Source organism: Halobacterium sp. NMX12-1 (genome assembly GCF_040435975.1).
GTDB lineage: Archaea > Halobacteriota > Halobacteria > Halobacteriales > Halobacteriaceae > Halobacterium > Halobacterium hubeiense.
On sequence record NZ_CP159204.1, the window covers coordinates 2289540 to 2306824 of the forward strand.

Below are 17285 nucleotides of genomic sequence, written 5' to 3' on the forward strand. Positions count from 1 at the left end.
CGCACTTGAGGGTGGGGGTCTACCGCAGCGAGGACGGCCCGGGAGAGAAGCAGCGTGCTCAGTCGTGGCGCTCGGAGAGCTCGATGTGGCGGCCGCTGATGGTGTCCGCGCGGAGCTCGTACAGCTTGATGTCGAGGTCGGGCTTGGATTCGCCCCAGATTTCGAACAGCGGGCGCTTCGCGTCGCCGTACTGTTCGACGTGCTCGACGGTCATCTCCTCGCGGGGAATCTCGGTGAGCGTGCCGGTGACGACGACGCTCTGGTAGGTGGGTTCGTCCTCCTCGTAGACGACGAGGCGGGCGTCGGGGTTCGAGGAGAGGAACTCGCGTTTCTCGCTGTCCGGCGTCGAGACGAGCCGGAGGTAGAACGTCCGGTCGTCGGCGTCGTACCCGTAGGAGATGGGAATCGCGTACGGGTCGTCGTCGCGGGCGAGCGAGAGCACGCCGGTTTCGTGGCGGCCGAGGAGCGCGTCGGTGTCCGACTGCGTCATCTCGGTCTGCTTCTCCAGGGCCATCGTAGACATGTCGTGCTTGTTCGGCAGTATCTTTATACTTGCCTATCTGGAGCGCGGAAAACCGGGAGACGCGTCACGGGCGCGCGCGATGCCAGCGAGGAGCGGCGGCGAGCGGCAGGACTATTCGGGCGCGTCGACGGGGGAGAACGCCCCGGTGGTGACCGAGGCCCCGCAGACGACGCACCCGTTCTCCACGAGGGCGTCCCGCATCGCGGGGTTGACCTCCATGGACTCCCCGCAACTCGGGCAGACGAAGGTGAACTCCTCACTGGCGGTCATCGCTACCTGAGCGTATGCTCGCTCCGGGTAAATGAACCCCCCTGTTTCCAAACGTCTGAGAACAACTTCCGCGCGAACCTACCTGTCAGCGGAACCGGCCGGCGAGCCCGGAGACGCGGCGTTTCAGGGCGTCCAGCCGCTGACCGACTGCGACCGTCGGAATCGACGGGACGCCACTCGGGGCGTCCGTCGGGCGCTCCGGGAGCGCGGCGCGGACGTGGTGGCGGGCGACGACGAGCGTCGCCGCCACGACGAGCACCGGGAAGCCGGCGAGCGCGACGCCCGAGAGCGGCTCGACGGACGGCGAAATCTGGGTGCCGAGGCCGTACGCGACGTAGACGCACCCGACGAGCACGGCGACGGTGGCGGCGGCGACGGCGAACCCGAGCCGCCGGGTGCGGGTCGCGAGGTGCGTGCAGAACGCCTCGACTTTCCCCGCGAGGTGGGTGGCGGCGTCGCCGGAGGTCTCGGTTTCGCCCGCGCGCCTGACTGCGGCGGCCTGTTCGCGCGTGAACGCCGCGAGTCCGGGGCGCGGCGCGACGGCGGCGTGGACGGCGACCCCGGCCGCGATTGCCGTCCCGACGGCGACCGCGGCGACGCCGGCGCTGACCGGGGTCGTGAGCACGATTCGGGAGCCGTCCGGCGGCCGGAAGACCGCGACGACCGCGAGCGTCGCGGCCAGCAGGAACGACGCGAGGCCGAGCACGCGCCACGCGACCGCGCGCACGCCGTCGAGCGCGTCGAGGTGGGCGTCCAGCACCGTCTCCGTCCCGGTGACGGCGGGCGCGCTCGCGTCGAACGATTCGGGGTCGGGCCGACGGTCGCCGGGCGTGCCGCCGGGCGGCACGTCGAACGCCAGCGGGTTCGCGACGGCGTCCTCGACGAGCCGGGCGGGCGTCGTGTACTCCGCGCGGAGGTCCGCGGCGACGGACTCGGAGAGTCGGTACAGCGAGTCGTCGCGGCGCGCGTCGTCCATCCCCAGTGAGAGCAACGAGACGTGGTCGAGGGCGAGCTGGACGTTCGTGAGCGTGACGACGCCCCACTCGCCGTCGGGCTCCTCGACGTCCGTGTAGCGGGCGACCTCGCTGCTGTCGGCGGTCGTCGACCACACTTGGCCGACGGCGCGCAGGCCGAACTCGCGGTGGAAGCAGACGTAGTCGCCGCGGTCGAGGGCCGCGAGAACGTCGGTGTCGCGGGTCGCCCACGCGTGCGTGTCGGCGAGGCTGCGGAGGAGGTCGGAGACCGCGGGCGGCTCCGCGGCCGTCGCGTACCCCTCTCCGAAGGCGTCGGTGAGGTCCTCGCTAGTCAGCGAGGCGAGGTAGACGCGGTCGGCGAAGTCGGCGGGCATACGGGAGCGCTGACGCCGCGGGTACTTAACTGTCGCCCGCGAGATTTCCCGCGTTTCCGGCCGGCAAGCGGGGTATTGAAATGGTGGCACCTCCATACGGCAGGGTATGCCGAAGTATTCGACCGGCGGCGCCAGCGGCGGCGGGGGCGGACAGACCTGCGAGCTCTGCGGGTCGACGTCCGACTCCCTCCGTTCGGCGGACGTCGCTGGGGCGGAGCTCACGGTCTGCCCCGACTGCGCGAGCAGCCACGACGAGAGCCCCGACCGGACGCCCGACGAGGACCAACAGCGCAAGCAGGAGGCCGCCCAGAACACGGCCCGCGCGCTCGACCAGGCGACCGGCGACTCCAGCCACTGGGAGGAGAACGGGACCGACTACGAGCGCGACCAGCTCCCGTACCTCGTCACGGACTACGGCGAGCGCGTCGTCCGCGCCCGACAGGAGGCGGGGCTCCAGCGCGAGGAGCTCGCGGAGGAGCTCGGCGTCGACGAGTCGGACCTGCTGGCGGTCGAGCAGGGCCGCGCGACGCAGGCGAGCGTCGGCGGGTCGGTCGTCGCGGCGCTCGAAGACCGCCTCGACGTGGAGCTCAGCGACGAGTAGCGCCGGCGGCCCCGGTCGCGGCCGGCCGGGAATCAATCATCTTTTTTCAGGCGGGAGCGAAGGTCGGGTATGGACCTCTCCGCCGAGCAGCGCCAGATTCGGGACGCCGTCCGGGAGTTCGCAGCCGAGGAGATTCGCCCGACGGCGGCCGACGCCGACCGCGAGCAGGAGTTCCCCGAGGGCGTCTGGGACGGCCTCGCGGAGATGGGGATGACCGCGATGACCGTCCCGGAGGCGTACGGCGGCCTCGACGTGGACAGCCTCACGTACAGCGTGGTCAACGAGGAGGTCGCGTACGGCGCGCTGTCGGTGGCGACCGCGCTCTCCGTGCACTGCCTCGCGACGTCCTGTATCGCGGAGTTCGGCAGCGACGACCTCAAGTCTGAGTGGCTGCCGGAGATGGCCGACGGCCGACCGGTGGGCGCGTTCGCGCTCTCGGAGCCCGACGCCGGCTCGAACCCCGCGCAGATGACCACCGAGGCCGTCCGCGACGGCGACGAGTACGTGCTGAACGGGAAGAAGCAGTGGATCACGAACGGGAAGCGCTCGGGGGTCGCCATCGTGTTCGCGAAGGTGGACGGCGACGACGACAAGATAACGCAGTTCCTCGTGCCCAAGGACACGGAGGGCATCGAGGTCGGGAAGAAGGAGGACAAGCTCGGACTGCGCGCCAGCGACACCACGAGCCTGCTGTTCGACGACTGCCGGATTCCCGCCGAGTACCGGCTCACCGAGGAGGGCAAGGGGATGTCGGCGGCGCTGCACATTCTGACTGGGGGCCGCATCGGCATCGCGTCGCAGGCGGTCGGGCTCGCGCAGGCGGGCCTCGACGCCGCACTCGAATACGCCGACGAGCGCGAGCAGTTCGACCGGACGCTCTCCGAGATTCAGACGATTCGGCACAAGCTCGCGGACATGGAGACGCAGACGCAGGCCGCGCGACTGCTCGCGCGGGACGCCGCCCGTCGGGCTGACGCGGGCGAGGACCACCGCGACGCCGCGGCGAAGGCGAAGTACTTCGCCAGCGAGGCCGCCGTCGACGTCACCAACGAGGCCGTCCAGATTCACGGCGGCTACGGCTACACGACGGAGTTCGACGTCGAGCGGCTCTACCGGGACTCCAAGATTACGACCATCTACGAGGGCACCTCCGAGATTCAGAAGGAAGTCATCGCGCGCGGCCTGCTGGACTGAACGGCCCCACGACCTTTGGGCGAGCGCGCCGACGCCCCGGACATGACTGACTCCGAGGACTGGGACCGCGACGTCGTCGAACCCGTGTTGCGCGTGCTCCACCAGGCGGGCGTCGCCGTCACCGCGGACGTGGTCGCGACGAACCTCGACGCCGTGCTGGACGACGCGCCGACCGCCGTCGAGGTGGACGCCGCGCTCGCGGAGCTGGACGAGGACAACTTCGTGCGGCCGTTCGCGGACACCGACGACTACTACGTGATTACGGACCGCGGCAGCGGCCACGTCAGCAACGAGCTCGACGAGGAAGGGTTCGGCTTCGTCAACTGACCCACCGAAGGTTCTAACCTCCGGACGGCCTACAAGAAGTCGTGACCGACTACGAAGCAGTCGTCTACGACCTCGACGGGACGCTCGTCCGGCTCGCGGTCGACTGGGAGACCGTCGAGCGCGAGGTCGCCGCGCGGCTCCGCGAGGCGGGCGTCGAGCCCAGCGCGTACGACATGTGGGAGATGCTGGACGCCGCCGAGGACGCGGGCGTCGGCGCGGAGATCCACGAGCTCATCGCGGGCCACGAGCGAGACGGCGCGACCCGCGCGGAGCGACTGCCGGGCGCGGACGAACTCGCGAGCCTCGACATCCCCGCGGCGGTCTGCTCGCTGAACGCGGAGGACGCGTGTCGCAGCGCGCTCCGGCGCCACGACTTGCTGGATTCGTTCCGCGTGGTCGCGGGCCGCGACACGGTGCCCGCGCGCAAGCCCGACCCGCAAGCGTTGACGTGGGTGCTCGACGAACTCGGCGTCGCGCCCGAGGACGCGCTGTTCGTCGGGGACTCGGCCTCGGACGAAGTGACCGCCGAGCGCGCGGGCGCGTCGTTCCGCTGGGCGTAGCTACTCCTCGACGTTCCGGCGCGCGTACCAGTACGTCGCCAGCGCCGTCACCAGCCAGACGACCGCGCCGACGCGCACCGCGAACGACACCCGAGCGGCCCACGACGGCAGCGTGTAGAACAGCGAGAGGACGACCACCGCGGGCGCGCCGACGACGATGGTGAGCACGAACGTCGTCTGCATCACCCAGCCGTAGTCAACGCCCTCCGGGTCGGTCTCCTCCTGTAGCTCCGGCACACGCGAGAGCACGGCGGCCCCCGGCATAACTTCCCCGTTGTGCGGCGCCGGTTCGCGTACGTTTATCAGGCCGCCCGCGCGACCACGGAGTATGCCGACCGTCCGAGACGTCCGCGGGAACGCGGGCGACGAGCCGATTACGATGCTGACCGCGTACGACGCGCCGACCGCCAGCGTCGTCGACGACGCGGGCGTCGACGTGATTCTCGTCGGCGACAGCATGGGCAACGCGAAGCTTGGCTACGACACCACGCTCCCGGTGACCGTCGACGAGATAGCGAGCGCGACCGGCGCGGTCTCCCGAGTCACCGAGGACGCCGTCGTCGTCGCGGACATGCCGTTCCTGAGCTTCGGGGTCGAAGAAGGCGAGAGCATCGAGCACTGCGGCCGCATGCTCAAGGAGGCGGACGCCGACGCGGTGAAACTCGAATCCGGCCCGCACACAGTCGAGCTCACCGAGCGGCTGACGGACCTCGGGATTCCCGTGATGGCCCACCTCGGGCTGACCCCCCAGCACGTCAACCAACTGGGCGGCTACTTCCGGCAAGGCACCGACCAGAGCGCCGCCGAACAGCTGCTCGACGTCGCGCGCGAGCACGAGGACGCGGGCGCGTTCTCACTCGTGCTCGAACACGTCCCCGCGAACGTCGCCAGCGACGTCACGGACGCCCTCGACATCCCGACCATCGGCATCGGCGCCGGCCCCGACACGGACGGGCAGGTGCTCGTCGTGGACGACGCAATCGGGCTCTCCGAGCGCAGTCCGCCGTTCGCCGAGCAGTTCGGGGACGTCAGAGCCGAGATGGAGAACGCCGTCGAGGGCTACGTGGACGCCGTCGAGTCCGGGGAGTTCCCCGCCGAGGAGCACAGCCACGTCGAGGAAGACGTGGATTCGCTCTACTAGAGGCCGCGTTCGTCGAGGAACGCCGAGAGTTCGTCGTTGAACGCTTCGGGTGCTTCCAGCATCGAGAGGTGCGCGGCGTCCTCGACGGTCGTCCACGCCCCGTCTTGCACGTGTTCTGCGACGTACTCGTGGTACTGCGGGGGCGTGAGGCGGTCGTACTCGCCCGTGAGCGCGAACACGGGCGTCTCGACTTGGTCGAGGCGGTCGCGGACGTCGAAGGTGTGACAGGACATGAAGTCGCGCTCGACGACCTCGCGGCCGGCTTCGCGCATCGCTTCCTTCGAGACGGCGAGTTCGCGCTCGCTGGGGTCGTGGAAGAGGAAGTCCTCGCGGTGGAGGAACTCCACGGCACGGGAGAAGCCATCGCCCTCGCCGGCCAGCCAGTCGCGGAGTTCGTCCAGCACCGAGAGCTTCGCGCCGGAGCCCGCAAGCACCACGGCGTCGGCGTCGAAGCCGCCGTCGAGGACTGCCGTGAGGGCGACAGCGCCGCCGAGGCTGTTCCCGACGAGCACGCCGGCGTCCACTTCGTCGGCAACGGCCCGAACGTCCTCGACGTACGCGGTGAGCGTCTCGGGGCCGGGGTCGGTGTCGACGTCGTCGCTCTCGCCGTGGCCGCTGAGGTCGAGGGCGGCGACCGGCCGCGTGCCGGAGAGCCGCACGAGCTGGGCCTTCCAGACGCCGTGCGTGCCGCCGCTGCCGTGGGCGCAGAGCAGCGGCGTGGCGCTGCCGTCGCGGTCCTCGGCCCGGTAGGCGGTGGTGCGGCCGTCGTGGGTGACCGTCTGCATGGTTGCGGCGAGGACGACCAGCGCCAAAACACCTACGGCGGTGTGAACCGCAATTCTACCTGTCTCGTCGTCGCCGTACCGTCCCCCACCAATCGCCGATAAGCTTATAAGTGTGTGATGGTAACTTTACGTTAGTCAAATGAATCCGAAATCCTTCACCGAGCAACTCGACGCGCCGGCGCGGCGCTTCGACTACGGCGACGAAACCGTCCTCGTCGCGGACCTCGGGGTCAGCGACGACGCGGTCACCATCGACGTCGTCGACGAGACGGTCATCCTCGTCGTCGAGGCCGACGACGAGACCCGCCAGCACGAGTTCGACGTGCCCGCGGGCACGGTCGCGAAAGCGCTTATCAACAACGGCGTCGTCACCGTCGAGGTGGAACGATGAAACTCACGGTCAAGCCGCTCAAGCAGAAGGACGCGGGCCGTGGACTGGCCGCCATCGACCGCGCGGCGATGGACGAACTCGACCTCGAGAACGGCGACTACGTCGTCCTCAGCAGCGACCAGGGTCGCGCCGTCGCCCGCGTCTGGCCGGGCTACCCCGAGGACGAGGGCGAGGGCATCGTCCGCATCGACGGCCGCCTCCGCCAGGAGGCCGAAGTTGGCATCGACGACAACGTCGCCGTCGAACCCGCTGACATCAAGCCCGCGACCGCCGTCACGGTCGCGCTCCCGCAGAACCTCCGCGTTCGCGGGGACATCACGCCGATGGTCCGGGACCGCCTGAGCGGCCGCCCCGTCACCACCGGGCAGACCATCCCCATCTCCTTCGGTTTCGGCGGGATGAGCACGGTCTCCGGCCAGCAGATTCCCGTCAAAATCGCGGACACGGACCCCGACGGCACGGTCGTCGTGAGCAACGACACCGAGATTCAGGTCTCCGAGCAGCCCGCCGAGGAAATCGCCGCGGGCGCGCCCGCCGGCGAAGCCGGCGACAGCACGCCGAACGTCGCCTACGAGGACATCGGCGGCCTCGACCGCGAACTCGAACAGGTCCGGGAGATGATCGAGCTCCCGATGCGCCACCCCGAGCTGTTCCAGCAGCTCGGCATCGAGCCGCCGAAGGGCGTGCTCCTCCACGGCCCGCCCGGAACGGGGAAGACGCTCATCGCGAAGGCCGTCGCCAACGAGATCGACGCGCACTTCCAGACGATTTCGGGCCCCGAGATCATGTCGAAGTACTACGGGGAGAGCGAGGAGAAGCTCCGCGAGGTCTTCGACGAGGCCGAGGAGAACGCTCCCGCCATCGTCTTCATCGACGAGATCGACTCCATCGCGCCCAAGCGCGGCGAGACGCAGGGTGACGTCGAGCGCCGCGTCGTCGCCCAGCTCCTCTCGCTGATGGACGGGCTCGAAGAGCGCGGCGACGTCACGGTCATTGCGGCGACCAACCGCGTGGACGCCATCGACCCCGCGCTCCGCCGCGGCGGCCGCTTCGACCGCGAAATCGAAATCGGCGTCCCCGACAAGGACGGCCGCAAGGAGATTCTCCAGGTCCACACGCGCGGCATGCCCCTCGCCGAGGAAATCGACATCGACGCGTTCGCCGAATCCACGCACGGGTTCGTCGGCGCCGACATCGAGAGCCTCGCGAAGGAAGCCGCGATGAACGCGCTCCGGCGCGTCCGCCCGGACATCGACCTCGAAGCCGACGAGATCGACGCCGAACTCCTCGAATCCATCCAGGTCACCGAGGACGACTTCAAGGCCGCGCTGAAGGGCATCGAGCCCTCGGCGCTCCGCGAAGTGTTCGTCGAAGTCCCGGACGTCACCTGGGACCAGGTCGGCGGGCTCGAAGACACCAAAGAGCGGCTCCGCGAGACCATCCAGTGGCCCCTTGACTACCCCGAGGTCTTCGAGTCCATGGACCTCCAGTCCGCGAAGGGCGTGTTGCTGTACGGCCCGCCGGGCACGGGGAAGACGCTGCTCGCGAAGGCCGTCGCCAACGAGGCCAACTCGAACTTCATCTCCGTGAAGGGCCCCGAACTGCTGAACAAGTACGTCGGGGAGTCCGAGAAGGGCGTCCGCGAGGTCTTCGAGAAGGCGCGCGCGAACGCCCCCACGGTGGTGTTCTTCGACGAAATCGACTCCATCGCCGGCGAACGCGGCTCCAACATGGGCGACTCCGGCGTCGGCGAACGCGTCGTCAGCCAGCTCCTCACGGAACTGGACGGCATCGAGGAACTGGAGGACGTGGTGGTCGTCGCGACGACGAACCGCCCCGACCTCATCGACAGCGCCTTGCTCCGTCCGGGCCGCCTGGACCGCCACGTCCACGTCCCCGTCCCCGACGAGGAAGCGCGCCGCGCCATCCTCGACGTCCACACGCGCAACAAGCCGCTGGCCGACGACGTCGACCTCGACTACCTCGCCAGCGAGACCGCGAACTTCGTCGGCGCGGACATCGAAGCGCTCGTCCGCGAAGCCACGATGAACGCCACCCGCGAGTTCATCAACTCCGTCGACCCCGAGGAAGCCATCGAATCCGTCGGCAACGTCCGCATCACCGCCGAACACTTCGACGAAGCGCTCTCGGACATCACGCCCAGCGTCGACGAAGACGTCCGCGAGCAGTACGAAGAACTCGAAGAGAAATTCGAGAAGGCAGCCACCCCCGAGGAGGAGGAACGCACCACCCCCGGGGCGTTCCAATAGTACCTTTTTGCTGCGCTCGGGCGGCTTCGCCGTCCTCGCTGGCAAAAAGCTACGCTAAAAAGCGCTCCTCGTTCCCGTCGCGCGCCGGAGGCGCGCGGTGGTCACTCGTCGGCCCGCTCGCTCACTGCGTTCGCTCGCGGTGAGTGAGCTAGCCGGCGACCGCTAGTTCTCTCGGCTACGAGAGGTCGAGGTTCTCCTCGACTTCTTCCTTCCACTCCGTATTCTGTACCTGCGTATCGTCGTAGACCGTGTTCGAGAGTCCGATTAGCTTCCTCGCTGCAGCGTCTATCGAATCTCGTGGTGGGAGACTCCCAATACGACGTGTCCACCGATACATCGGCACTTGGTTGGCAGCGGCACGTAGTTGGGTTGAATCAGTCCGAAGCGCCTCGGATGCTTCGTCAAGGTCCGCTTGACTATTTACCTCGAAACCGGGGCTCGTGACGATGTGTGCGTAGTACTGCAAGTCGGCGTCCGTCTGGCTAATCACGCTCTTGACTTCGAATAGCGGCTTGAAGTAGAACCAGACGACGCTCGACGAGACGAGGCCGAGTGCGAAACTCGCAATCGGGACCAACAGCCCGAAGGCCATCAGTCCAGTTTCTCGGCGGCGTCCTTCTCCACGAGCGGCTTCGCGTTCTCCTCGGGCAGGGTCACGATGTCCTCGGCTTCGAGCGTGTACGGGCGCTCGTCCACGCCGAAAATCTCGCCGACGTCGTCCGTTACGCGCACTTTCGTCCGGGCCACGTCCTCGTCGGACTCTGTGTCCTCGGCTGCGTCTTCGTCGTCGGTGACGCGTTCGAGGTCCTCCGCGATGGCCTCGGGCGGCTCGGGGTCGGCGGGTATCTGGTCCGTGTCAGAATCCGGATCGCCTGCGTCGGGCTCGGGGGCTGGCTCCGCGTCCGCGTCGTCGAGGCCGCCGCCCATCGCGGCCGCCGCAGACGAATCCTCGGCGGGCTCGGCGTCCGGTTCGGGCGCCGGGTCCGTCGGCGTCCGGTCGGTCGTGTCGCCGAGCGGTCCCGCGTCGGAATCCTCCGATTCGGCGCTCGACGGTTCGGCGTCACCGGCGATGACGTCGAGGACGTGGTTCTTGTTCGCCTCGATGCGCTCGACGAGGTCGCCGTAGAGCGCGCGCTCCTCCTCGGTGAGGCCGCCGACGTCGTCGGGCATCCCCGCGGCCGCGAGGCTCGCCTGCTTGACGAGCTTGCCCATGCGGCGCTCGTAGATGGCTTCAGCGACCTGCTCGGCGGTCTCGATCTTGTCCGTCAGCTCCTGGACCTCGGGGTCGCCGAACGGGTCGTCGGCCGCGCTCGCGGCGGCCTCCCGCTGGTCCTTGAGGTCCGCGATGTACGCCGCGACGTCGCCGTAGAACGAGTCCCGAAGCTCCTGGAGGCCGTCGGTCGCGCGCTCGCGGGTCTGGGCCGCCCGTAGGTCTTCGAGGTTCATTGTTTGGCTTTCTCCGCGGTGCCGCGGGCCATCAGGAAGACGCCCGCGTACTCTGGGACCGATACGACGCCCGGTTCCACCGTAAGCGTTTCCCCGAGCAGTTCCAGCGTGCGCGCCTCCTTCACGTCCACGGTGATGTCGTGGCCGACGAACGTCTCCGGGACGGCGTCCACCAGCGGGTCGAAGTCGTCCAGTTCCTCGCGGGTGAGCCGCTGGACGTGCAGGCCGCTGCCGCCGTGCAGCGTCCCCGGCAGTCGAATCAGGCGGTTCGTGTCCGTCGTCACGGGCTCGTCGATGGGCGCGTTCTCGGCTTCGACGGTCTCCTCGACGTACTTCCGCGCGACCTTCAGGAACGCCGGGTGGACGTCCACGTTCCCGCGCTTGACCGCGTCGGTGTTGTTCGCGACGGCGTTGTAGATGGCGCGCGCGGACTTCTCGCCGACGCCCTCCATCCCAGAGAGGTACTCGACGGCGTCGTCCTCGCCGCGCTCCAGGAGGTCGTCGGCGAACTCGCCGAGGCGCTCGGTGACCCGCCGCCCCCAGCCGCCGTCGGCGGGCAGCACGCGCTTGTTCGTCGGGTTCTTCAGCCCGAGTCCCTCGACGGTCTCCTCGCGCACGAGCGAGTCCAAATCGAGTTCGTTCCCGCGCACGTAGTCGACGATTTCCCGGCGCTGCTCGCGTTCGAGGTCGTGGACGCCCTCGTCGCGGACGTGCACGTGGTAGCCGCGGCCGCCGGAGAACGTCACCGTCAGGTCCTCGAACCCGAAGTCGCGTTCGAGGAAGTCCAGCAGTCGGTAGAGGGCGTCCTTGCACTTCGCGAGCATCTGCGCGTACGTGTCCTCGCCGAGCGTCACGCTCGGCAGGTGGTCGGCGTCGAGGTCGAAGACAAGGTCGGAGCCCAGCCAGTTCTTCTGCTCCATCGTGGACGCGCCCGGCGTCTCGTAGAACCCCGCCGAGAAGTAGACGTGGCGGGGGCGCTGTCGTTCGAGGAACGCCGACGTGTTCCCCAAGTCGAGCGTGGACTTGTGCCGGACCATCGTCGTGTCCGGCCCCGACGTCCACGGGATGTACCCCCACTCGCGGTCGTCGGCGCGCGGCGGGAGCTGTACCTCCGAGCGGCGGTAGAAGTCGCCGAAGCGCCCCCGGAGATACGCGCGGGTCCGTTCCTCCATAGCGGGAAACGCGTACGCCGACCGCCGGTAAATGCGTGTCGTCTCCGTCGTCTGCGTGCGTTCGCGGCGCCCTCGAATCGCTGCTCGTTCGAACACCGAGGGCCGCGCAGTCCGGCGGATTACAGCGCCGACTGGATGCGCTCTCGAATCCGGGGGTTGCCGTACAGGCCGACGGCGACGACCAGCACGCTGACCGCGAACGCGACCGCGGAACCGACCGGACTACTCGGCGCTGTGCCGCCGGCGATGCGGAGCAGGGTGAGGACGACGCCCAGCGAGCCCAACAGCACGAGCACCCAACCGAGCGCGCCGGAGAGCACTCGGCCGCCGAACTCGGCGGCCGCGATGGCGGAGGACTTCTCGCTCATAGCCGACGCTATCGACGGAGAACAGATATGTTTTCTGGTGGGTTCGGGGCGAAACGTTCCGTCGTCGCGGGCGCTACCGGCTGCCGCGCAGCAGTTCGGAGATGCGGTCGCGGATGCGGGCACGGTCGCCCAGTCGGAGGTAGTAGGCGCCCTCGCCGTCCTCGTAGTAGTTGTCGATTTCGCGCTCGACGCTGAACCCGAGGTGCTCGTAGAAGGACACCGCGCTCTCGTTGCTCTGCCGGGCGTGACACGACGCCTTCCCGGCGTCCTCGGTGACGCGCGCGACGAGCCGCTCGCCGTAGCCCTCGCCGCGGTACTCGGGGGCGACCGCGAGAAACAGGATGTAGCCGTCCGAGCGCGCCGCCGCGAAGCCGACCATCTCGTCGCCGTCGAGGAAGCAGTAGACCGTCGAGCGCCGGTAGGCGTTCGCGAAGAAGCCGCGTCGCTGCTTGAGGAGGGCTTCGTCCTCCCGGATGCGCTCTTTGAGGTCCCACGCTTCGTCGAGGTGTTCGTCGCTCCCCGGCGGGACCACGCGCTCGTCGACTGTGACGCTCACTGAGCGGGTGTAGCAGGCCGGCGAATATAATTCCACCGTCGCCGGACGCCGTAACGCTTTCACGCGTCGTCGGCGTCTCGGCGAACGATGCTAGGCGGCAGCCGCCCCGACGGCGAGCGGATGCAGCGCGCCGGCGAGTCCGCGTACGACCGCGTCCGCGAGGCCGCGCTCACCGGCGTCACGGTGGTCGTCCCGCTGCTCGTGACGCTGTACGTGCTCTCCATCGCCGTCGGGGTCGTCGACGACCTCCTCGAACCGCTCGCGCGAGTGCTGGCGAGCACGAACGTCGCGCCGAACGCCTCCGAGACCATCGTCGACCTCGTCGGCGTGCTCGTGGTGGTCGCACTCACGCTCCTCGTCGGATTCGCGGCGTCGTTCCGGTCCGGGGAGCGCGTGCTGGCGTACTTCGACGCCGTGCTCGAACGCGTCCCCGGCGTGGGCGCCGTCTACAAGAGCTTCCGGCAGATGAGCGACGTGATGGTCGAGAGCGACGCGGACAACTTCCAGTCCGTGAAGCTCGTGGAGTTCCCGCATCAGGACGCGTACACGCTCGGGTTCCAGACGACGGAGACGCCGAGCGCGGTCGCGGACGCCGCCGGCCACGACGAGATGCTGACGCTGTTCCTGCCGCTGGCGCCGAACCCCGTGATGGGCGGCCACCTCACGCACGTCCCCGCCGAGCGCGTGATGGACGTGGACATGACCGTCGAGGAGGGGATGCGCGCGGTGGTGACGATGGGCGTCGCGGTGTCCTCCGAGGACGGCGCGACCGACGGGCTCTCGCGGGAGCGCCTCGAACGGCTGACCGGCGAGGAAATCGCGCAGACGCAGGTCTCGGAGGGCGACGAATGAGCTACGAACTCAGGGAGCACACCGCCGACGTCGCCGTGGAAGCGACCGCCGACAGCCTCGGCGCCGTGTTCGCGGCGGTCGCCGACGGCATGGCCGCCGCGATGACCGCGGAGACCCCCGACGCCGGCAGTCGGTTCACGTTCGAGGAGCGCGCGGAGAGCCAGGAGGCGCTGCTGTTCGACTACCTCGACCGGCTCATCTACGAGCGCGACGTGCGCAACGTCCTCCCGGTCGACCACGACGCCGCGGTCCGCGAGGCGGACGGCGAGTGGGTCGTCGAGGCGAGCGCGCGCGGCGTCCCGCTGAACGAGGTCCACGCCCGCGACCTGAAGGCGGTCACGTACTCCGAGATGGACCTCTCGGAGCGCGAGGGCGACGGCGGCTGGCACGCGTACGTCGTCTTCGACGTCTGACGGGGACTGGCCGACCTTTTTGCGTTCGCAGCACGTCGGCCAGCGTATGGTGACAGGCACAGCTCCCAGCCACGTCGACTACGTCGTCGACGGGGCGCCGACGGTTCGCGCGGTGGAGTTCCTCGCGGAGGTACTCTCGAACCCGCTGAACGCCGTACTGTTGCTCGGCGGCGGGTTCTCGGTGGTCGCGGCGGCGGTAGTGTACCTCAAGTACCAGCCGGCGGCCGCGGACGTGCGCGCGCTCCGCGGCACGCTCGAAGAGTACCACGCGTTCCTGCCGTGGATGCTCCGGCTGGCGGTCGGGCTGCCGCTGGTCGGCGCGGGGTTCGCGGGCTACTTCTTCTCGCCGTCGGTCGCGGCGCCGACGCGGGTCTTCCAGGTCCTGCTGGGGTTCTTCCTGCTGTTCGGGCTGGCGACCCGCGCGGTCGCGCTCGTCGGCCTGCTGGCGTACCTCGGCGGGCTCGTGCTCCGCCCCGAGCTCGTGATTGCCAGCGAGTACGTCGGCGGGTTCCTCGGCGTCCTCCTGCTCGGCGCGGGCCGCCCCAGCGCCGACCACTTGCTCCAGCAGGTCGCCGAGGCCGAGGGGTCGGTGTACGGCCGCTTCGACCCGCTGCACCCGCTGGTCACGAAGTTCAACGACGTGGTCGGCCCCTACGAGCAGTACGCGCCGACGGTCATCCGGCTCGGCGTCGGGTTCAACTTCGCGCTGCTGGGGTTCTGGGAGAAGCTCGCGAACCCCGGGATGGCGCTGGCGGTCGTCGAGAGGTACGACCTCACGTCGGTCGTCCCCGTGGACCCCGGGATGTGGGTCGTCGGCGCCGGCCTCACGGAGCTGGCGGTCGGCGTCCTCCTGTTCGTCGGGCTGTTCACGCGCGCGACCGCCGCGGTCGCGTTCGTCGTGTTGACGACGACGCTGTTCGGCCTGCCGGACGACCCCGTGCTCGCGCACATCACGCTGTTCGGGCTCTCGTCGGCGCTGTTCGTGACGGGCGCCGGTCCGCTGTCGCTGGACGAGCGGCTCGCCGCCGTCAAGGAGTACTCGCCGCTGGCGACCGCCACGGAGTAGCGCCCAGACGAAACGTATTCACGGGCTCCGCGCCCACCGCAGAGTATGAACACGTTCGACGCCGACGGCGTCACGCTCCGGGAGGTCGAGGACGACGTCTGGGAGCTCGAACGCGACGACGAGATGCGGGTGCCCGCCCGCGTGTTCGCCAACGAGACGCTCCTCGAGGACATCCAGAACGACAAGACGCTCGAACAGCTCCGGAACGTCGCGTGCATGCCGGGCGTGGTCGCGCCCGCGCTCTGCATGCCCGACGGCCACCAGGGGTACGGCTTCCCGGTCGGCGGCGTCGCCGCCTTCGACGCCGAGGACGGCTACATCTCGCCCGGAGCAGTCGGGTTCGACATCAACTGCGGCGTCCGGATGGTGAAGACGAACCTCACGTACGAGGACGTGCGCGGTCGCGAGGAGGAACTCGTTGACGCGCTGTTCGACGCCGTGCCCTGCGGACTCGGGGGCGGCGGCGTCCACGACGTCAGCCACACGAACCTCGAAGCCGCGCTCGAACGCGGCGTGGACTGGTGCGTCGAGGAGGGGTACGCGGTGCGCGAGGACCGCCTGCACTGCGAGGACGAGGGCCGCCGCCCCGACGCCGACCCCTCCGCGGTCTCGAAGAAGGCCAAGGACCGCGGCGCCAACCAGATGGGGTCGCTGGGCTCGGGCAACCACTTCCTCGAAGTCCAGCGCGTCACCGACGTCTACGACGACGAGACCGCCGACGCGTTCGGCCTCGACGAGGACCAAGTGGTCGTCCTGATTCACTGCGGCTCGCGCGGGCTCGGCCACCAGGTCTGCTCGGACTACCTCCGGCGCATCGAGCAGGAGTACCCGGACCTCACCGAGGACCTCCCGGACAAGGACCTCGCGGCGGCGCCCGCGGGCTCGGAACTGGCCGACGACTACTACGGCGCGATGTGCGCGGCCATCAACTTCGCGTGGGTGAACCGCCAGCTCATCACGCACGCCGTCCGCGAGACGTTCGCGGACGTCTTCGATACGTCGTGGCAGGCCCTGGAGATGGACCTGCTGTACGACGTCGCGCACAACATCGCGAAGAAGGAGGCTCACGACGTCTACGTCACCGACGACGGCTACAGCCTCGACGGCGACGGCGGCCGCGTCCAGCGCGACCTGTACGTCCACCGGAAGGGCGCGACGCGCGCGTTCCCCGCCGGCCATCCCGACGTGCCGACGGCGTACCGTGATGTCGGCCAGCCTATCATCATCCCCGGGAGCATGGGCGCCGGCAGCTACATCCTGAAGGGCGGGTCGCAGTCGCTGGCGCGGTCGTTCGGCTCGACCGCACACGGCGCCGGCCGCCTGATGAGCCGCACGCAGGCGAAACGCGAGTACGGCGGCGGCGAAGTGCAGGCGGACCTCCGCGAGCAGAACGAAATCTACGTGAAGGCCGCCTCCGGCGAGACCATCGCCGAGGAAGCCCCCGGCGTCTACAAGGACGTCGACGAGGTCGTCGGCGTCTCCGACGCCCTCGACATCGGCGACCTCGTCGTTCGCACGTTCCCCATCGCGAACATCAAGGGGTAGCTACCGGGAGAATCCCGGGCCGTTCGGCCCCTGCGGGCCGCTCGGGGCCATCCCCTCGGCCAACTGCACGTACTCGGATTCGGGCTGGCCGCTGACTTCCTCGCCGTTCTCGTAGCGCACGAAGTTCAGGTAGAACGGCTCCCCGCAGCCCGGCTCGCCGTCCGCGTCTGACTCGGGCGGGTGCGACCACTCGGCGGCGTCCGCGCCGCAGACGAACTTCACGCCGTCGGCGTCCTCGCTCTCGTAGTCGTCACTGGGCGAGACGTACGTCCACCCCTCCAGCGGGAACGGCGTCACGGACTTGTCCGCGAGGTAGGGGTCGCGGTCCAGCTCGGCGACGGCGCCACAGCGCGGACAGTAGTACGACACGTCGACCATACCGCGAGTTGGGCGCCGACCCGCAAAACGCTCCCGGCGCCGGAACCGACACGACTAATATATTTCCTGTCACGTTCGT

The 17285-nt window shown here is 69.3% G+C and carries 22 protein-coding genes; 11 read left to right on the plus strand and 11 right to left on the minus strand.

From position 1 onward, the window contains the following. Positions 1 to 58: 58 nt before the first annotated feature. The 3 genes from ABSL23_RS13900 to ABSL23_RS13910 all read right to left on the minus strand — a co-directional run bounded on the left by ABSL23_RS13900 (position 59) and on the right by ABSL23_RS13910 (position 2141). On the minus strand, positions 59 to 514 hold the full coding sequence (locus ABSL23_RS13900) for a pyridoxamine 5'-phosphate oxidase family protein (RefSeq protein ID WP_059057217.1): 456 nt from the start codon (positions 512 to 514) through the stop codon (positions 59 to 61). A 120-nt stretch (positions 515 to 634) separates the two neighbouring features. Beyond that, the gene (locus tag ABSL23_RS13905; protein WP_353634164.1) at positions 635 to 793 is read right to left on the minus strand and encodes a hypothetical protein; all 159 of its coding nucleotides are present in this window, start codon (positions 791 to 793) and stop codon (positions 635 to 637) included. Positions 794 to 878: 85 nt separating this feature from the next. After that, positions 879 to 2141 carry a hypothetical protein gene (locus tag ABSL23_RS13910; protein ID WP_353634165.1) on the minus strand — a complete coding sequence of 421 codons (1263 nt, stop codon included), beginning with the start codon at positions 2139 to 2141 and terminating at the stop codon, positions 879 to 881. Between the two features lie 106 nt (positions 2142 to 2247). Between ABSL23_RS13910 and ABSL23_RS13915 the strand changes: the two genes are divergently transcribed. From ABSL23_RS13915 to ABSL23_RS13930, 4 genes are all read left to right on the plus strand, one after another. After that, entirely contained in the window at positions 2248 to 2742 is a 495-nt protein-coding gene (locus ABSL23_RS13915) for a multiprotein-bridging factor 1 family protein (protein WP_059057219.1), read from the plus strand. 69 nt (positions 2743 to 2811) lie between these two features. Then, positions 2812 to 3936: an acyl-CoA dehydrogenase family protein gene (locus tag ABSL23_RS13920; RefSeq protein WP_353634166.1), complete on the plus strand. Its 1125-nt coding sequence runs from the start codon at positions 2812 to 2814 to the stop codon at positions 3934 to 3936. 42 nt (positions 3937 to 3978) lie between these two features. Beyond that, positions 3979 to 4263 (plus strand): hypothetical protein, encoded by a 285-nt coding sequence (locus tag ABSL23_RS13925; protein WP_353634167.1) that lies wholly within the window; start codon positions 3979 to 3981, stop codon positions 4261 to 4263. 41 nt (positions 4264 to 4304) lie between these two features. Then, on the plus strand, positions 4305 to 4823 hold the full coding sequence (locus ABSL23_RS13930) for an HAD-IA family hydrolase (protein WP_353634168.1): 519 nt from the start codon (positions 4305 to 4307) through the stop codon (positions 4821 to 4823). On the opposite strand, the gene ABSL23_RS13935 is transcribed toward ABSL23_RS13930, so the two are convergent. Next, complete coding sequence (locus tag ABSL23_RS13935; protein ID WP_353634169.1) at positions 4824 to 5060, minus strand: DUF5822 domain-containing protein; 237 nt, start codon at positions 5058 to 5060, stop codon at positions 4824 to 4826. A gap of 91 nt (positions 5061 to 5151) precedes the next feature. Here ABSL23_RS13935 and panB point away from each other — a divergent pair, with 91 nt between their 5' ends. After that, positions 5152 to 5964 (plus strand): 3-methyl-2-oxobutanoate hydroxymethyltransferase, encoded by an 813-nt coding sequence (gene panB / locus ABSL23_RS13940; RefSeq protein WP_353634170.1) that lies wholly within the window; start codon positions 5152 to 5154, stop codon positions 5962 to 5964. On the opposite strand, the gene ABSL23_RS13945 is transcribed toward panB, so the two are convergent. Continuing rightward, entirely contained in the window at positions 5961 to 6749 is a 789-nt protein-coding gene (locus ABSL23_RS13945; protein ID WP_353634171.1) for an alpha/beta hydrolase, read from the minus strand. The two genes, panB and ABSL23_RS13945, sit on opposite strands and share 4 nt — an antisense overlap. A 139-nt stretch (positions 6750 to 6888) precedes the next feature. Between ABSL23_RS13945 and ABSL23_RS13950 the strand changes: the two genes are divergently transcribed. Together ABSL23_RS13950 and ABSL23_RS13955 are read left to right on the plus strand one after the other, a co-directional pair. Then, a complete protein-coding gene (locus ABSL23_RS13950) occupies positions 6889 to 7140 on the plus strand; it encodes a hypothetical protein (protein WP_059057225.1) in 252 nt (83 codons plus the stop codon). Continuing rightward, positions 7137 to 9410, plus strand: coding sequence for a CDC48 family AAA ATPase (locus ABSL23_RS13955; protein WP_353634172.1), 2274 nt, complete (start codon positions 7137 to 7139; stop codon positions 9408 to 9410). Before ABSL23_RS13950 ends, ABSL23_RS13955 begins: the two co-directional genes overlap by 4 nt. A gap of 175 nt (positions 9411 to 9585) precedes the next feature. Here the strand turns inward: ABSL23_RS13955 and ABSL23_RS13960 are convergent, their stop codons facing one another. The 5 genes from ABSL23_RS13960 to ABSL23_RS13980 form a co-directional block, all read right to left on the minus strand. Then, entirely contained in the window at positions 9586 to 10002 is a 417-nt protein-coding gene (locus ABSL23_RS13960) for a hypothetical protein (RefSeq protein ID WP_353634173.1), read from the minus strand. Beyond that, positions 10002 to 10856, minus strand: coding sequence for a hypothetical protein (locus tag ABSL23_RS13965; protein ID WP_353634174.1), 855 nt, complete (start codon positions 10854 to 10856; stop codon positions 10002 to 10004). The genes ABSL23_RS13960 and ABSL23_RS13965 overlap by 1 nt, the downstream gene beginning before the upstream one ends. Next, positions 10853 to 12028, minus strand: a complete 1176-nt coding sequence (priS, locus tag ABSL23_RS13970; protein WP_353634175.1) for a DNA primase small subunit PriS — start codon at positions 12026 to 12028, stop codon at positions 10853 to 10855. The genes ABSL23_RS13965 and priS overlap by 4 nt, the downstream gene beginning before the upstream one ends. A gap of 119 nt (positions 12029 to 12147) precedes the next feature. After that, complete coding sequence (locus tag ABSL23_RS13975; protein ID WP_353634176.1) at positions 12148 to 12396, minus strand: hypothetical protein; 249 nt, start codon at positions 12394 to 12396, stop codon at positions 12148 to 12150. 73 nt (positions 12397 to 12469) lie between these two features. After that, positions 12470 to 12952 (minus strand): N-acetyltransferase, encoded by a 483-nt coding sequence (locus tag ABSL23_RS13980; protein WP_059057231.1) that lies wholly within the window; start codon positions 12950 to 12952, stop codon positions 12470 to 12472. Positions 12953 to 13039: 87 nt separating this feature from the next. Between ABSL23_RS13980 and ABSL23_RS13985 the strand changes: the two genes are divergently transcribed. From ABSL23_RS13985 to ABSL23_RS14000, 4 genes are read left to right on the plus strand one after another with little or no spacing between them, the layout of a single operon-like run. Next, positions 13040 to 13804 (plus strand): DUF502 domain-containing protein, encoded by a 765-nt coding sequence (locus ABSL23_RS13985; RefSeq protein ID WP_353634177.1) that lies wholly within the window; start codon positions 13040 to 13042, stop codon positions 13802 to 13804. Beyond that, positions 13801 to 14217, plus strand: coding sequence for an archease (locus ABSL23_RS13990; protein WP_353634178.1), 417 nt, complete (start codon positions 13801 to 13803; stop codon positions 14215 to 14217). Before ABSL23_RS13985 ends, ABSL23_RS13990 begins: the two co-directional genes overlap by 4 nt. Before the next feature lie 46 nt (positions 14218 to 14263). Further along, positions 14264 to 15283 carry a DoxX family protein gene (locus ABSL23_RS13995; protein ID WP_353634179.1) on the plus strand — a complete coding sequence of 340 codons (1020 nt, stop codon included), beginning with the start codon at positions 14264 to 14266 and terminating at the stop codon, positions 15281 to 15283. 45 nt (positions 15284 to 15328) lie between these two features. Continuing rightward, positions 15329 to 16828, plus strand: a complete 1500-nt coding sequence (locus ABSL23_RS14000; protein WP_353634180.1) for an RtcB family protein — start codon at positions 15329 to 15331, stop codon at positions 16826 to 16828. On the opposite strand, the gene ABSL23_RS14005 is transcribed toward ABSL23_RS14000, so the two are convergent. Next, entirely contained in the window at positions 16829 to 17206 is a 378-nt protein-coding gene (locus tag ABSL23_RS14005) for a hypothetical protein (RefSeq protein WP_353634181.1), read from the minus strand. It abuts the gene before it with no gap. Positions 17207 to 17285: the final 79 nt, after the last annotated feature.

What these genes read in the sequence shown, in the direction of transcription:
- ABSL23_RS13945 (WP_353634171.1), bottom strand. Translation starts at nt 6,749, where the DNA reads ATGCAGACGGTCACCCACGACGGCCGCACCACCGCCTACCGGGCCGAG.
- ABSL23_RS13915 (WP_059057219.1), top strand. Translation starts at nt 2,248, where the DNA reads ATGCCGAAGTATTCGACCGGCGGCGCCAGCGGCGGCGGGGGCGGACAG.
- priS (WP_353634175.1), bottom strand. Translation starts at nt 12,028, where the DNA reads ATGGAGGAACGGACCCGCGCGTATCTCCGGGGGCGCTTCGGCGACTTC.
- ABSL23_RS13925 (WP_353634167.1), top strand. Translation starts at nt 3,979, where the DNA reads ATGACTGACTCCGAGGACTGGGACCGCGACGTCGTCGAACCCGTGTTG.
- ABSL23_RS13900 (WP_059057217.1), bottom strand. Translation starts at nt 514, where the DNA reads ATGGCCCTGGAGAAGCAGACCGAGATGACGCAGTCGGACACCGACGCG.
- ABSL23_RS13960 (WP_353634173.1), bottom strand. Translation starts at nt 10,002, where the DNA reads ATGGCCTTCGGGCTGTTGGTCCCGATTGCGAGTTTCGCACTCGGCCTC.
- ABSL23_RS13975 (WP_353634176.1), bottom strand. Translation starts at nt 12,396, where the DNA reads ATGAGCGAGAAGTCCTCCGCCATCGCGGCCGCCGAGTTCGGCGGCCGA.
- ABSL23_RS14000 (WP_353634180.1), top strand. Translation starts at nt 15,329, where the DNA reads ATGAACACGTTCGACGCCGACGGCGTCACGCTCCGGGAGGTCGAGGAC.
- ABSL23_RS13905 (WP_353634164.1), bottom strand. Translation starts at nt 793, where the DNA reads ATGACCGCCAGTGAGGAGTTCACCTTCGTCTGCCCGAGTTGCGGGGAG.
- panB (WP_353634170.1), top strand. Translation starts at nt 5,152, where the DNA reads ATGCCGACCGTCCGAGACGTCCGCGGGAACGCGGGCGACGAGCCGATT.
- ABSL23_RS13950 (WP_059057225.1), top strand. Translation starts at nt 6,889, where the DNA reads ATGAATCCGAAATCCTTCACCGAGCAACTCGACGCGCCGGCGCGGCGC.
- ABSL23_RS13920 (WP_353634166.1), top strand. Translation starts at nt 2,812, where the DNA reads ATGGACCTCTCCGCCGAGCAGCGCCAGATTCGGGACGCCGTCCGGGAG.
- ABSL23_RS13965 (WP_353634174.1), bottom strand. Translation starts at nt 10,856, where the DNA reads ATGAACCTCGAAGACCTACGGGCGGCCCAGACCCGCGAGCGCGCGACC.
- ABSL23_RS13910 (WP_353634165.1), bottom strand. Translation starts at nt 2,141, where the DNA reads ATGCCCGCCGACTTCGCCGACCGCGTCTACCTCGCCTCGCTGACTAGC.
- ABSL23_RS13990 (WP_353634178.1), top strand. Translation starts at nt 13,801, where the DNA reads ATGAGCTACGAACTCAGGGAGCACACCGCCGACGTCGCCGTGGAAGCG.
- ABSL23_RS13985 (WP_353634177.1), top strand. Translation starts at nt 13,040, where the DNA reads ATGCTAGGCGGCAGCCGCCCCGACGGCGAGCGGATGCAGCGCGCCGGC.
- ABSL23_RS13995 (WP_353634179.1), top strand. Translation starts at nt 14,264, where the DNA reads ATGGTGACAGGCACAGCTCCCAGCCACGTCGACTACGTCGTCGACGGG.
- ABSL23_RS13955 (WP_353634172.1), top strand. Translation starts at nt 7,137, where the DNA reads ATGAAACTCACGGTCAAGCCGCTCAAGCAGAAGGACGCGGGCCGTGGA.
- ABSL23_RS14005 (WP_353634181.1), bottom strand. Translation starts at nt 17,206, where the DNA reads ATGGTCGACGTGTCGTACTACTGTCCGCGCTGTGGCGCCGTCGCCGAG.